We start from the raw sequence: 12793 nt of genomic DNA on the forward strand, positions 1-12793 counted from the left end.
GGAATGCGTTATATAAACCAATTTTACTTAGATTTGATCCTGATATCCGATAATTAATCCTCGATTCGAATAATTGATCCAGATTTTCAATTATTCAACCGTTTTGTCGAAAAATCTTTGCGGACACTCAGAACGCATCATCTAAATCTGAAACATCCACACCACAATCGGACCAAACACTGATCCAAAGAGGGCACTGAGCGTCATGGACACGGAACTCATAGAGACAGTCAGCTCCCCGTATTCCATTGCTTTCGAGGTACCCAGGGCGTGGGATGCACTGCCGAGGGCGATGCCGCGTCCAAGGGAACTGTGGATGCGCACCATCTTTAGGATCATCGGTCCGAGTATGACGCCCGAGAAGCCGGCGATCATGACGAAGACGACGGTCATGGATGGAACGCCGCCGATACCTGATGCGATCTGGATGGCGACGGGTGTCGTGATCGATTTCGGAACGATGGACAGGATTAAGTCATGGTCGATGCCGAGAATCCGGGCGAACAGAAGTCCACTCACCATTCCGGTCAGAAGTCCGGCGAAGACGCCACCGATGATCGGGAACCGGTACTTCATCAGGATTTTCCGCTGTTTATACAGGGGATAGGCGAGGGCGACGACGGCCGGACCAAGGAGGGAATGAATCCACTTCCCGCCGATCATATACTCCTCATAGGGTATATGCAGAGAGAACAGCAGTCCGACGATTACGATCGTGGTCGTCAGTACCGGGATCAGTACGGGATACGAAAACCGCTGATACACCTTTACCATGGCAAAATAAAGGACAGCGGTGAGGGTGATAATCAGGATTGCGATAAATGCTTGCTGCATAGATATTCCCTTCTTTCAGATCGTTTCTCTAAGTGCTGGCTGGCAAATCCGGATGCGGCCATGGTCACGACGGTGCTCACCACAACGATGAAAAAGAGCATGGCACCGGTCCCGGAAAGTAGAGACGGATAGTTTATGACCCCGGTCATAGCCGGAATGAATAATAACGGAAGGATGGCGAGTAAAAAGCTTGCTCCATCTTCCACGATCATCACGGGGACTATTTTGAACGACAAGCATGCAAGAAGCAGGATCAACCCGATGATGCTCCCGGGTACAGGTAGATCAAGGACCTGTTCTACGGCTCCCCCTATAAAGGAAAAGGCATAAAGAATGCCAATTTGGATGAGTATCCGAATGATTTTCATAACACAGGGCTTCTACTGGAAAGCCCTTTTTCCCCACCTTTCAATGAAAACGCTTTACTTTTCCTGAGATTACTTGTACGATACAACTATATATATTTGTATTATACAAGTACTTGAATTGATGTCAATGAATCTGTTAGATTGACTGACAAAAAAAGGAGGATATCTGTGTCCGAAGAGAACTCTATTGAGCGGATTGAATATGAATTGACGACCCTGATCAGAAAAGCAGTATTCCGGGATCAGTCCGAACGGAAAATCGGGATATTGGAGCGGTCTGCCTACCTGTTGATGAGGAAGCTGGATGAACACGGACCATCACGATTGAAGGAGCTTGCCGAAGCGTTCCAGCTCGATATTTCGACGTTGTCCAGACAGGCGTCTGCCCTTGAGGCGAAGGAGTTCATCCAGCGTTTTTCAGATCCAAGTGACGGAAGGGTAAGCGTATTTGATCTGACGGAGGTAGGAAAGGAAAAGCTTGTAATCGACAGTCGGATGAGGCTCGAGTGGTATGAAGACCTGCTTGAAGGCTGGTCCAATGAGGAGAAGAAAGTATTCGGGGAACTTTTGGTCCGGATGAACGGGGCATTTGATGAATGAAATAGGTTTGCTTTCTGGTATGTGCAGATATCAGGAGGCAGCCTTTTTTTTGTCGAAAAATAACCGTTGACTATGGAAATATCTAACAGTAAAATAAAAATTGATTAATCAATCATTTTTGAGAAAAGGGGGAGCATTATGTCACGAGAGGAAAAAATGATGAAAAAGAGAGCGGCGATCCTGGGAGCGGCCGTTAAAACATATAGCGAAAACGGATTTGCCGAAACGACCATCTCGGCTATTGCCAAGGAAGCAGGGGTCAGCTTCGGATCCGTGTTTACGTATTTTGCCACAAAGGAAGTGCTCTTTGAAGCGGCGATCCTGGAGCCCCTGGAGGAAATCAAGCCGTACTTTAGTGAGATAGAGGAACGGTACAGCGGGAGCCCGATGGAGATGGTCAGAAGCATGATCGATTGCCAGCTGGATGTGTTTGCAAGAAATAAGGATTTCCTCCGCCTCTCCCAGCAGGTATTGGCGAGGCCTGACCGCTATCCTGTGCTGTTTGCAGACTTGAGTGCCTTTGTCGATGTCTTTGCAGAACGTATTTATCCCGTCATCGAGAAGGGACAGAAGCAAGGGGTTTTCTATGAAGGATCGCCGGTATTGATCGCTCAATCCTACATATCCCTTTTAAATGGATTGCGGCTAACCTTTGTCGATGACCACACGAATCTGATCTGGAACAATATGAAAATACAGGCCCTGCGGCTATTTGGTCCTGTAACGGAAGGGTGGGAATCGTAATGAGAATACGGGATATTCATCCGAATCTGAAGTTGCGGCTTGCCATGCAGTTCATCGGTGGACTTGTATCCATGGCCGTCATTCCATTCATGGCCATCTATTTCGCCCAGAAAATCGGTGCCACCCAAACAGGGGTCATTCTTGTCCTGATCGTCATCAGCGGAATCATCGGCGGATTTATCGGCGGGCATATTTCCGATAAGGTAGGGCGCAGGAAGATTATGATTTATGCCGAACTCGGAATCATGGCGACGTACTTATTCATTGCCCTGTGCAATTCACCGTGGTTCGACCTTCCGTACGTCACGGCGACGTTCTTCGTATTCAATATGTTTGCCGGCGGGATGTTCCAGCCTGCTGCACAGGCGATGATCATCGATGTGACCGATTCGGTTTCAAGAAAGCTCGTGTTCACGGTCAGCTACTGGCTTGGGAATCTTGCCACGGCCATCGGGGGCATCGTTGGAGCTTTTCTATTTAAAGAGTACCTGTTTGAATTATTCCTCGGGATTACAGGGATCACATTCCTGTCCGTCCTGATCACCATTTTCTTCATCTCAGAAACCTACACACCGGAACCTTCTACTACTCAAAGCACATCTTCTTCCAACAAGATGGTTCAGAGCTATTCAACCGTATTGAAAGATAAATTATTCATGATGTACATCATCGGTGCCGTCTTTATTTTGACGCTGGAGCAATCGTTGACCAATTACGTCGGGATCCGTCTGGAGAGGGATATACCCGAACAGCAGTCTTCTCTCTTAGGCTTTGACTTCACCCTTGACGGTACGCGGATGCTCGGATTCCTGCGGACGGAAAATACGATTATCGTCGTGCTGCTATCCGCCGTCGTCTTATTTCTCTTTAAAAAGTGGAAGGACCGCTGGACGCTTGTGACTGGGATGTTCATCTTTTCTGTGTGTTTCAGCGCCTTTGCCTTCACAAACAATATTTTATTCCTCTTTATCCTGGGGTTTGTCGGAACGTTCGGGGAGCTCATGTATGTGCCGATCAAACAGGCGATGATCGGGGATCTGGCTCCGTCCAACGCCCGCAGTACGTACATGGCCTTTTACAGTCTGACCTTTTATGGTGCCATGATCATTGCATCCCTTCTCATCATTGTAGGCGAATGGGTCAGCCCGCTGATGATGGGAGGTATCCTGTTGATCCTCGGTATGGCCGGGACCGTCATGTATCATATGATTACGAAAACGCTGGAAGCAAAGGGTGAAGTGGTGCAGGAAGTGAAAGCATCGGTTTCTTCGTAGCAACAACACGAGTTTGAGGAATGATTCAAAGATGAATCGAATATAAGCAGAAATAAAGGAATCAGAGGGATGGCGGGATGAAAAAGTATCTCAAAAGATGGGGAATCTTATTCCTATTGATCATTTGTTCTCTCGGAGCATTCAATCTATTAAGTCATAAAGGGAAGTTCGAAAAAGTAAGTCACGTGTCAGTTGATAAGGAAATCTTTAACGAAAACCAGGTTGTTTATCTTGGCTACTTAATCAAATGGGAGGGGATCGGGACCCCTATACTGGAGGGAGTAGAGCTGATTCTGAGTGATGGGACAGAAGATGATCCCGATTTCGTTCAGTCTTTTATAAGTAAAATGGATTTTGGATCAATGGAAGAGAATGAAGCAATAAAAGAAGGGCTGGTTCAATCCTTGCTCCCTGTGAAGGGGTACAAACCAGATAACGACTTCTCCTTAGTATTAAGGGTAAAACCAAAACATATTGAACCTGATCACGATATCAGTTCTGTACGGATATTCTATAAAAAATTTGGTCAGTCTCAAACCCAAACCATTTTGTTTGGTGAAGGAATTGTAACAGATTAACGCTTAATGAGGTCAGCCCCTTTATAAACATGCTGACCTCGTTTTCTTATTGCTTCAATATAATCATCCTTTCCTCCATCTCACTTTTTTCATAGGCCTCCGCAATCCCCACCTTCTCAGTGGCACTCTTAGAGACTTTTTTGTACGGTAAGTTCACTCGGAAATCCCTTTCAAAAGGATAAGCATCAAACGTCACCTCATGCTCATTCACCCACCTTGCCTGTAGCTTTTGATTATCAGGGTGAAAGCTCTCTGTATTCTTGAATCCGTCCCTGAACCAGGGATGCTCGGTTTCTTTCACAACTCCCGGTTCGTTCAGGCAAAAGTATAGGGAGAGATTATCGGACAGTTGAAGCAGCTGAAAATGTTGGGTGAGCAGTTCTTCGTCGAGATTCTGCAGGTGCTGACGGATGTTCTTCTGCCTAATCGCTTCATCCTGTAAAAAATGCAGGCAGTTTGGATCCTTGGATTTGGCAAAGAAGGAGCAGAAATGGAGACTGCACAGGAGTGCCGCATTGAGGTTAACCTCCTCAATCTCATCCACACCAATCTTATAGAATGCAAGTTTAGGGAGGAGGGGATAGTCTGAAAAAGTGAAGGGAATCTGCTTCACGTCATTCCAGATCGGCGTGTCGTCAAGTCCGATCCAGCTCCGGTCGTGTTGATGGGCTGCATATACGAAGTCATCGAAGAGATCTTCGGATTTTAGTAGATTCCGATTGAAATGTTTGATTGTTTCGCCGGATACATAAGCGTGGTCGTGTTGTTTGACCATAAGGAAGGATTCTTCGGTTTCTCGGATAATCATCGAATCAACACCCTTTTTATGACCATTATAGCAAACTAGACATCTTCTATTCAGTCAAAAAAAGATCGAAAGCAGCATGTGCTTTCGATCTTTTATCGTTAATGGTGTTGACTGTGATCTCCACTCTCAGCCGGAGCTTGATCATTCAAGGCTTCAACGTCTGCTTTGGATAGTTCACCGACAGCAAAGGGCAGTGTCGGCATGATGGTGGAGCCGTTGTTTCCTGCGTGGACTTTGATGTAATACAGTCCGTCTTCCGCCAGTTTCTTCTTGTATGTGTACTCACCATCTCCGGCATTCTCCGCTTCTTCCATTCCATCATGGAAAGTTCCGTCATTCTTCCATATTTCCACATGGACGAAGTCGGCATCAGCCACTTTTTTCTCGTTTTGTGTAAGTTCGACCTTAATCGGCTCGTTGCCAGAAAAATTCTTTGGCAAGCTGATATCAGCCTGTAACGGCGATTCCTGATGATACAATTCCGCTGCATCTTCTTTCGGGGCGCAGGCTCCGAGAAGGGTGCATAGGAAGAGGATACTAATGGTTTTAACAGTTGTTTTCATGACGCATCGTCCTTTCTTATGCCGCACCGAAGAATTTTTTCGTAGCAGGGATTTGTTTGATCAATAACCGGTCAAGTAGCAATACGACAATCAAGGAAACCCCGACAAGTGGGAACAGGATACCGAGTGCGATCATGACAAGCAGGAAGTACTTCATTTTCAGGATGCCTGGTGATTTCGGTGCACCCATTTCTTTTTTCGGTTTGCGTTTCAGCCACATATAGAATCCGCTAATTGATACGAGCATGATGCCGAGGCAGATGAACAAGCTGAACAGTTGATTGATGAATCCGAATTGTGTGCCTGTATGGAGGGTGATCCCCATGGCGACAATTTTTCCGCCGATTCCGTAGTTGTCGAAACGGTAATCAGCGAGGACCGCACCAGTATATTGATCAAGGTGCATCGTGACCTCGTTCTGTGCTTTGGCAGGGAAAGCGGATAACGTATAAACGCCCGTTTCATCCTGAGGGATGTATACTTTATAGCTCGGGTCGATTCCCTCTCGATCTGCAATCTTCACAACATCATTCAGTGATAATGGTGTATAGCCTTCAAGTGCGGAGACTGGTACTTTCAGGTTTTCCGCTGCCCATGGGACGTCGGCGATTTCCTTTGTTTTGACGACGGACTGTGGAGCTTCACCTGACCAGATGGATGGAGGATAGCCGGCCCCTGCATTCGTCATGAGATTCTGGAAGTTGGTTCCCCAGAAACCTGACCATGGCAGTCCAGTCATAACCAGGAACAGCATGCCCGCTGTGACCCAGAAAGCCGGTACAGCGTGAAGGTCCCTTCTGAAGATTTTCTTACCTTTATTGAATCGGGGAAGAAGCACACCCGAAAGCTTGTCTTTCTTTCGTGGAAACCATAAGAATAACCCAGTGACAATCAAGACGACAACCCAGCAGGCGACAAGTTCGACAATCCGGTCGCCAAGGGTACCAGCCATCAATTCTCCGTGGATTTCTACGACTTTATTCATAAACCGGTCCTCAGGCTTCATCTCACCGAGGGATTTTCCTGTATAGGGGTCCATAAAGACCGTAGTGGATCCTTCTTCGGTGCTGATGCCGATTTCACTGGAACGGTCGGCACTTTCCCCGGGACGGAAGCTTGTGATCTGTGCATCGGGGTGAAGCGTTTTCACTTTATTGACTAGTTCAGTGGCAGGAAGCTTTTCTCCCTGTGGGTTGACTTCATAATACTTTTGATAGAGATTCTGTTCGATCTGGGGCTTGAAGAGATAAATCGATCCCGTTACAGCCAGGATGATGAGAAATGGGGCAATGATGATGCCTGCGTAGAGATGCCATCTCCAAATCGTTTGATATGATTTTTTTTCCATTCACTTTTCCTCTTTTCTTAGTCGTGGCAGCAGCCCGATCCTTGCATGTCTGTTGAGATGGCCGTTATGGCTTCTTGAAGGTTATGGAGTTTACCCCCGAACCCGGTTTGAAATTGTCCTGCCTGTTTCCTTGATTCAAAGGCGATGACCTGTGGCTGACAGCAATTCAGGTTCAGGTCTGCACCGATCAAGTAAGTGGCTGTTTTTCCGCTGATGGTCATATCCGTCAGGAAGTCCCGGCAGAGGATCTGCACCACATCCTCCTTGATGTCTTCATAGCGAAGTAAGCCGCAGTGAGGGCAACAGGTCTGCTCGATCGTATGATCCTTTTTTACAAGTTGAACCGATCTTCTTGAAGTTGTCGGTTTCAGGCAATACATACACGTATCAGCTGGGAGGCTGTGTGATTCCATTGTTGAAATACCATTCGAGGTCTTTCTGATCTTATTGGCTTCCATTAGGGGCTTAAGGTCCCGGTAGACTGTCATTTCCGATACATCGAGGCGGGAACTGATGTCAGACACTCGAAGCGTTCCCTCTTCTTTGAGCCATGTCAAAATTTGTTCCTGTCGATCAATTGGCAGCATGAGGATCATCCTTTCAGTGTTGGTTGCTAGATTAATCTTAGATAAGCATCATAAATCGTTCAATAGATTTACTGTGAAAAAAAGTGAAAAAATGTTGATGTGTAACATAATGTACAAAGAAACTTTTTATTTTCCACACAATTAGCGTGAGGAAAGATGAGAGAGTCAAACAGTAAACGTGAATGTTGAGGAATTGGATCATTCTTGACTCCGGTTTTATGGGACGGTTTTTCCATCATTGTTTATAAAGTGTCTTTTTTCTGGACAGTTCCAGACCCTCTAAAGTCATGAACACTGATATATCAAGCTTGGCACAGTTCTTGCAAAGTAGGAGGTGAATAGAGACAAAGGGAGGACACTTCAATGAAGATCAGTGAATCAATTGCCATTGTGACGGGCGGAGCGTCAGGTTTAGGGGAAGCGACAGTGAGGCAGATCATTAAAGGTGGCGGGAGAGCAGCCATCTTGGATGTATCTGATGAAAGAGGCCAAGAGCTTGTGGATGAACTCGGAGAAAGATGTATATTTGTCCGAACGGATGTAACGAGTGAGGAGGAAGTTTCCGGAGCCATTCAAAAAGCCGTGGAGTCATTCGGAGCGGTGAATACGGTGGTCAACTGTGCAGGGATCGGAATTGCATCCAAGCTGATCTCGAAAAAAGGAATTCATTCTCTTGATATGTTTTCAAAAGTGATCTCGATCAATTTAATCGGTACATTCAATGTGATCCGACTGGCTTCTGAACACATGGCCAAGAATGAATCGAGCGAATCGGGAGAGAGGGGTGTCATCATCAATACAGCTTCGGTAGCAGCCTTTGAAGGGCAGATCGGGCAGGCGGCCTACAGTGCCTCGAAAGGTGGTGTCGTCGGAATGACACTTCCGATCGCAAGGGAGCTTGCTTCGTACGGCATCCGGGTGATGACGATCGCGCCAGGCTTGTTCCACACCCCAATGTTTGAATCATTGCCTGAGGAGGCCATTGAGTCTCTCGGAAAAATGGTGCCTTTCCCTAAGCGGCTGGGGATGCCGGATGAATACGCCCAGCTGGTGGGAAGTATCCTGACGAACCCGATGTTGAACGGGGAGACGATTCGTCTTGACGGAGCTATTCGTATGCAGCCAAGATAAGTAGGTAGAGAATCAGAGGTTGATTAAGCCTCTGATTTTTTTGTAGTGCTTTTTGTGAATTTCATTTGAAACAATCGATTTCCATCAAACGCTACACCCCCCAGAATATTTCCACCAGGAAGTGACCTTTGGATCCCGAAACCTTATAATGAACATAACAGATTGAATTTTCAGATTTCATCAAAGGGGGGATGGATATGATTCAATTCCGTGACATGGTCACGTCCGTCGATTGTGTAGTGACGGCTGAAACACCATTGAAAGAAGCAATTGAAATCATAAAAGCAAAGAAATGGAACCTCCTGCCGGTTACAGACAGTGAGCGGAATCTTCAGGGGGTGTTTACACGAAGCGGATTATATCAAATGATCCTGGACCAGATGCCACTCGATACACCCATTAAATCCTACATAAAAAAAGAAGCCCGAACGATCCGGATCGATACGCCGTATCACCAAATTGAGGAACAGGTGAAAACGAGCAAAGCGGGGACGGGGATCGTCCTGGATGAGGAAGACAAAGTGATGGGGCTACTGACCAAAACGGAAATGGTGATGGCCTTATTGAAATCAGCCAATACATTAAAGGATCAGCTGGAGACGATCTTGATGCACTCCAGTGTGGGAGTATTAATGACGGATGAACAGTTACAGGTCGTCTATGCCAATGATTCCTTTTCAAAGATCACCGGTCACTCCATCGAAAGCATTCACGATCATCATCTTCACGAAGTAATGCCAAACCTGTCCCTTGAAGACAATGGCCATCATCATGACGAAACGTATCAGTGCCTCCTGCATGTTTCATCCTACGAAACCGTGAACCACAAGCAGGGGAAAATCGTTCTCTTTCAGGATATTTCTGAAATTGAAAAGATGGCGGAAGAGCTGCAGACGGTCAAAAAGCTGAAGCTGACTATCGAGACTTCATTAGAGCATGCGTACGATGGCATCCTGATGACAGATGAACGGAATACGATCACGATGGTAAGTCCTCCGCTGCTTGAACTTTTCAACCTGGAAAAGGCGGAGGTGCTTAACAAAGATGCAGACAATGTGCTGCCACAGTTGAAGCTTCGCAAAGTCTTTAAGACGGAAGCCGCTGAAATCAGTGATTTTCACGAAAGAAAAGGCATTAAATATATTGTGCACAGAATCCCCATTAAGAAGGATGGCCGGGTCATCGGAGCCATTGGGAAGGTGATGTTCCGTCAATTAAACGAGGTGAGCGAGCTCTTTAAGAGGCTGCAGAAAGCTGAAAACAAGGCGAGCTACTACCAGGGGCAGCTGCAAAAATCTGAATCCGCGCGGTTCACCTGGGATCATATTCTCAGTGAATACCCTTATATGGAAAAACTAAAGAAAAGTGCCGCCAAGGCAGCGAAGGGCAGGTCGACTGTGCTGGTCAGGGGGGAAAGCGGGACCGGAAAGGAATTGTTTGCCCACGCTATCCATAACAGCAGCGCACGGAGCGACGGCAAATTTGTCATCGTCAACTGTGCAGCGATTCCTGAGGATTTACTGGAATCCGAGTTTTTCGGATATGAAGAAGGGGCTTTTACGGGAGCCAAGCAGCGGGGAAAAGTCGGGAAGTTTGATCTGGCCAATGGGGGAACGCTGTTTCTCGATGAAATTGGTGATATGTCGATTTCGCTTCAGGCAAAGCTATTACGCGTTCTCCAGGAGCGTGAATTCTACCGTGTTGGGGGAAATGAACGCATCAAAGTCGATGTGCGGATTATCGCCGCCACCAATCGGAACCTGGAGAAAATGGTGAAGGAAGGGGATTTTCGGGAGGATCTTTATTACAGGCTGAACGTCATTTCCTTGAATATCCCCCCACTTCGTGAACGTGTCCATGATGTGGAGCATCTCACCCATAATCTGATGATCGAACTCAATTCCATGCTTGGTACGAGTGTCACCGGCATTACGGGTAAAGTGAAAACGGCCCTTCTTCAATATGAGTGGCCGGGAAATGTCCGGGAGCTTCGAAATGTGCTTGAGCGTGCGATGACATTTGCGGAGCATGGACATATCCAGGTCGAGGACCTTCCGGATTATCTTGTATCAAAGGTGTCAGAACGGGCTAATCCGTCCATCAGTCTGGCTGAGGATGCTGAACTTGGCGCCATTAAACAGGCCCTGAATCAATCAAAAGGAAACAAAGCTCAGGCAGCCAGGCTCCTCGGCATAAGCCGTTCAGGATTATATGAAAAGCTGAAGAAGTACCAGCTGACGGTATAGTGCGTGTCAATTATCGTAGAAGTGTCCAAATCAAGGTGTCCAAATTCTGGACACCTTGATTACTGCAGGATCTGTCCATTCCTTATGGTAATTGTTTTCTGAAAGTTGGCATAATTATTGCATGCAAGAAAATGAATGCGTTTTCAAACTATTTGCCAATAGGGGGAAATGAAGAATGGATATCGGGTCTTATTTAGCACAAAATGCGAGGAAAAAGCCGGAGAAGCTGGCGGTTGTATGTGAAGGAAGAACCTATACGTATAAACAGTTGAACGAAGAAGTGAATAAACTGGCTCATGGACTTCTCCATCTTGGAATCAAAAAAGGTGACAAACTGGCTCTGATGATGAAGAATTCCGATCAGTTTGTGCTTGCTTTCCTGGCCGGTGCCAAGATCGGGGCAGTGAACGTACCTGTCAATTTCCGCCTGACGTCATCCGAGGTTCATTATATTCTCGATCAGTCCGGGGCGGCTGCCGTCTTCTGTGACGGGGAGTTCGAGGAGACAATCACGGCTGCCAGGGAAGAAACCCAAGTCTTGCATGTCATCACGACAGGGACCCCGAGCACAGTTGGACACCATTCATTTCACCGGGTGCTTGCAGAGAATACAGAGGAACCTTCCGTTCACGTCAGTGACGATGATGATTTGGAAATTCTCTATACTTCCGGTACGACGGGAAGACCAAAAGGGGCGCTATTCGATCACAAACGGGTATTCAATGTCGGTCTCACGATGATGATCAGCATGGGCATCAATGAGAAAGAGAACTTCCTTCATATTGCTCCTTTGTTCCATTCAGCACAGCTGAACCTGTTCCTTCTCTCAGGGATCGTACTCGGTGCGACCCATGTCATCCACCGGGAGTTCCATCCAGTGAAAACCCTTGAAGCGATACAGGAGCATGGGGTCACCCACTTCTTCGGGGTACCTGCTATGTATACCTTCATGCTTCAGGTGCCGAATGCTGCCGAGTATGATTTGTCTTCCATTAAACGATGTGGATATGGTGCGGCTCCGATGGCTCCTGAGGTCGTAAGAAAGAGCATCGAATTGTTCAAGACAGACCAGTTTTATAATCTTTGCGGTCTGACGGAAGCGGGTCCCGGTGGAATCCTGCTGGATCCAGAGGGACACAAAGCTCACCTTGGAAAGGGTGGGAAAGCCGCCTTCCTTACCGAAGCGAGAGTGGTCAATGAGGAAGGAAAGGACATTTCACCAGGTGTCGTCGGCGAGTTCATCATCAAGGGTGAATCGATCATGAAGGAATATTATAAAAAGCCTGAGGAGACGGCAAAAACGCTGAAGGATGGCTGGCTGTATACGGGGGATCTCGCGACCATTGATGAAGAAGGCTACATCACCCTTGTGGACCGGAAAAAGGACATGATCATTTCAGGCGGTGAAAATGTGTATTCCATCGAAGTCGAAGAAGTCCTTTATGAGCATCCTTCCGTGCTCGAGGCCGCCATCATTGGACTCCCTGATGAAACATGGGGGGAAGCCGTCTGTGCCGTCATCGTTCCGAAGCAAGGTGCAAGCATTGATGAACAGGAACTGAAAGATTTCTGCCGTCAAAAGCTTGCAGGCTATAAGATTCCCAGAAGAATCTTCGTAGAAGAGGCCCTGCCGAGAAATGCATCAGGGAAAATATTAAAATACCAGCTCCGACAGTCCCTTGCCGGAGTCAAACAATAAACGGCGATTTTCA

General features: G+C 46.9%; 13 protein-coding genes. 7 read left to right on the plus strand and 6 right to left on the minus strand.

Translation table 11 applies throughout. The features are described from left to right. Positions 1-141: 141 nt before the first annotated feature. Positions 142-834 (minus strand): LrgB family protein, encoded by a 693-nt coding sequence (locus ACIGG7_RS01730; protein WP_397548521.1) that lies wholly within the window; start codon positions 832-834, stop codon positions 142-144. Then, positions 807-1202 carry a CidA/LrgA family protein gene (locus tag ACIGG7_RS01735; RefSeq protein ID WP_397548522.1) on the minus strand — a complete coding sequence of 132 codons (396 nt, stop codon included), beginning with the start codon at positions 1200-1202 and terminating at the stop codon, positions 807-809. Before ACIGG7_RS01735 ends, ACIGG7_RS01730 begins: the two co-directional genes overlap by 28 nt. A gap of 168 nt (positions 1203-1370) precedes the next feature. On the opposite strand from ACIGG7_RS01735, the gene ACIGG7_RS01740 reads away from it, so the two are divergent. From ACIGG7_RS01740 to ACIGG7_RS01755, 4 genes are all read left to right on the plus strand, one after another. Next, a complete protein-coding gene (locus tag ACIGG7_RS01740) occupies positions 1371-1802 on the plus strand; it encodes a MarR family winged helix-turn-helix transcriptional regulator (protein WP_397548523.1) in 432 nt (143 codons plus the stop codon). 138 nt (positions 1803-1940) lie between these two features. After that, positions 1941-2546, plus strand: a complete 606-nt coding sequence (locus ACIGG7_RS01745; RefSeq protein WP_224942134.1) for a TetR/AcrR family transcriptional regulator — start codon at positions 1941-1943, stop codon at positions 2544-2546. Next, the gene (locus ACIGG7_RS01750; protein WP_397548524.1) at positions 2546-3820 is read left to right on the plus strand and encodes an MFS transporter; all 1275 of its coding nucleotides are present in this window, start codon (positions 2546-2548) and stop codon (positions 3818-3820) included. The genes ACIGG7_RS01745 and ACIGG7_RS01750 overlap by 1 nt, the downstream gene beginning before the upstream one ends. A gap of 77 nt (positions 3821-3897) precedes the next feature. Beyond that, entirely contained in the window at positions 3898-4398 is a 501-nt protein-coding gene (locus ACIGG7_RS01755) for a hypothetical protein (RefSeq protein ID WP_397548525.1), read from the plus strand. A 46-nt stretch (positions 4399-4444) separates the two neighbouring features. On the opposite strand, the gene ACIGG7_RS01760 is transcribed toward ACIGG7_RS01755, so the two are convergent. The 4 genes from ACIGG7_RS01760 to ACIGG7_RS01775 all read right to left on the minus strand — a co-directional run bounded on the left by ACIGG7_RS01760 (position 4445) and on the right by ACIGG7_RS01775 (position 7704). Then, positions 4445-5206, minus strand: a complete 762-nt coding sequence (locus ACIGG7_RS01760; RefSeq protein WP_397548526.1) for a DUF3891 family protein — start codon at positions 5204-5206, stop codon at positions 4445-4447. A 98-nt stretch (positions 5207-5304) separates the two neighbouring features. Continuing rightward, positions 5305-5769 (minus strand): FixH family protein, encoded by a 465-nt coding sequence (locus ACIGG7_RS01765; RefSeq protein WP_397548527.1) that lies wholly within the window; start codon positions 5767-5769, stop codon positions 5305-5307. Between the two features lie 16 nt (positions 5770-5785). Beyond that, on the minus strand, positions 5786-7117 hold the full coding sequence (locus ACIGG7_RS01770; protein WP_397548528.1) for a PepSY-associated TM helix domain-containing protein: 1332 nt from the start codon (positions 7115-7117) through the stop codon (positions 5786-5788). Between the two features lie 17 nt (positions 7118-7134). Further along, the gene (locus tag ACIGG7_RS01775) at positions 7135-7704 is read right to left on the minus strand and encodes a DeoR family transcriptional regulator (RefSeq protein WP_397548529.1); all 570 of its coding nucleotides are present in this window, start codon (positions 7702-7704) and stop codon (positions 7135-7137) included. A gap of 363 nt (positions 7705-8067) precedes the next feature. Between ACIGG7_RS01775 and ACIGG7_RS01780 the strand changes: the two genes are divergently transcribed. The 3 genes from ACIGG7_RS01780 (at position 8068) to ACIGG7_RS01790 (ending at position 12780) form a co-directional block, all read left to right on the plus strand. Then, positions 8068-8835: a 3-hydroxyacyl-CoA dehydrogenase gene (locus tag ACIGG7_RS01780; RefSeq protein ID WP_397548530.1), complete on the plus strand. Its 768-nt coding sequence runs from the start codon at positions 8068-8070 to the stop codon at positions 8833-8835. Between the two features lie 197 nt (positions 8836-9032). Then, the gene (locus ACIGG7_RS01785; RefSeq protein WP_397548531.1) at positions 9033-11081 is read left to right on the plus strand and encodes a sigma 54-interacting transcriptional regulator; all 2049 of its coding nucleotides are present in this window, start codon (positions 9033-9035) and stop codon (positions 11079-11081) included. Between the two features lie 175 nt (positions 11082-11256). Further along, positions 11257-12780 carry a class I adenylate-forming enzyme family protein gene (locus ACIGG7_RS01790; RefSeq protein ID WP_397548532.1) on the plus strand — a complete coding sequence of 508 codons (1524 nt, stop codon included), beginning with the start codon at positions 11257-11259 and terminating at the stop codon, positions 12778-12780. Positions 12781-12793 lie beyond the last annotated feature (13 nt).

The sequence above is a fragment of the Rossellomorea sp. NPDC077527 genome (assembly GCF_044542955.1).
GTDB lineage: Bacteria > Bacillota > Bacilli > Bacillales > Bacillaceae_B > Rossellomorea > Rossellomorea aquimaris_E.

What these genes read in the sequence shown, in the direction of transcription:
- ACIGG7_RS01780 (WP_397548530.1), top strand. Translation starts at nt 8,068, where the DNA reads ATGAAGATCAGTGAATCAATTGCCATTGTGACGGGCGGAGCGTCAGGT.
- ACIGG7_RS01760 (WP_397548526.1), bottom strand. Translation starts at nt 5,206, where the DNA reads ATGATTATCCGAGAAACCGAAGAATCCTTCCTTATGGTCAAACAACAC.
- ACIGG7_RS01730 (WP_397548521.1), bottom strand. Translation starts at nt 834, where the DNA reads ATGCAGCAAGCATTTATCGCAATCCTGATTATCACCCTCACCGCTGTC.
- ACIGG7_RS01785 (WP_397548531.1), top strand. Translation starts at nt 9,033, where the DNA reads ATGATTCAATTCCGTGACATGGTCACGTCCGTCGATTGTGTAGTGACG.
- ACIGG7_RS01770 (WP_397548528.1), bottom strand. Translation starts at nt 7,117, where the DNA reads ATGGAAAAAAAATCATATCAAACGATTTGGAGATGGCATCTCTACGCA.
- ACIGG7_RS01745 (WP_224942134.1), top strand. Translation starts at nt 1,941, where the DNA reads ATGTCACGAGAGGAAAAAATGATGAAAAAGAGAGCGGCGATCCTGGGA.
- ACIGG7_RS01750 (WP_397548524.1), top strand. Translation starts at nt 2,546, where the DNA reads ATGAGAATACGGGATATTCATCCGAATCTGAAGTTGCGGCTTGCCATG.
- ACIGG7_RS01775 (WP_397548529.1), bottom strand. Translation starts at nt 7,704, where the DNA reads ATGCTGCCAATTGATCGACAGGAACAAATTTTGACATGGCTCAAAGAA.
- ACIGG7_RS01790 (WP_397548532.1), top strand. Translation starts at nt 11,257, where the DNA reads ATGGATATCGGGTCTTATTTAGCACAAAATGCGAGGAAAAAGCCGGAG.
- ACIGG7_RS01765 (WP_397548527.1), bottom strand. Translation starts at nt 5,769, where the DNA reads ATGAAAACAACTGTTAAAACCATTAGTATCCTCTTCCTATGCACCCTT.
- ACIGG7_RS01755 (WP_397548525.1), top strand. Translation starts at nt 3,898, where the DNA reads ATGAAAAAGTATCTCAAAAGATGGGGAATCTTATTCCTATTGATCATT.
- ACIGG7_RS01735 (WP_397548522.1), bottom strand. Translation starts at nt 1,202, where the DNA reads ATGAAAATCATTCGGATACTCATCCAAATTGGCATTCTTTATGCCTTT.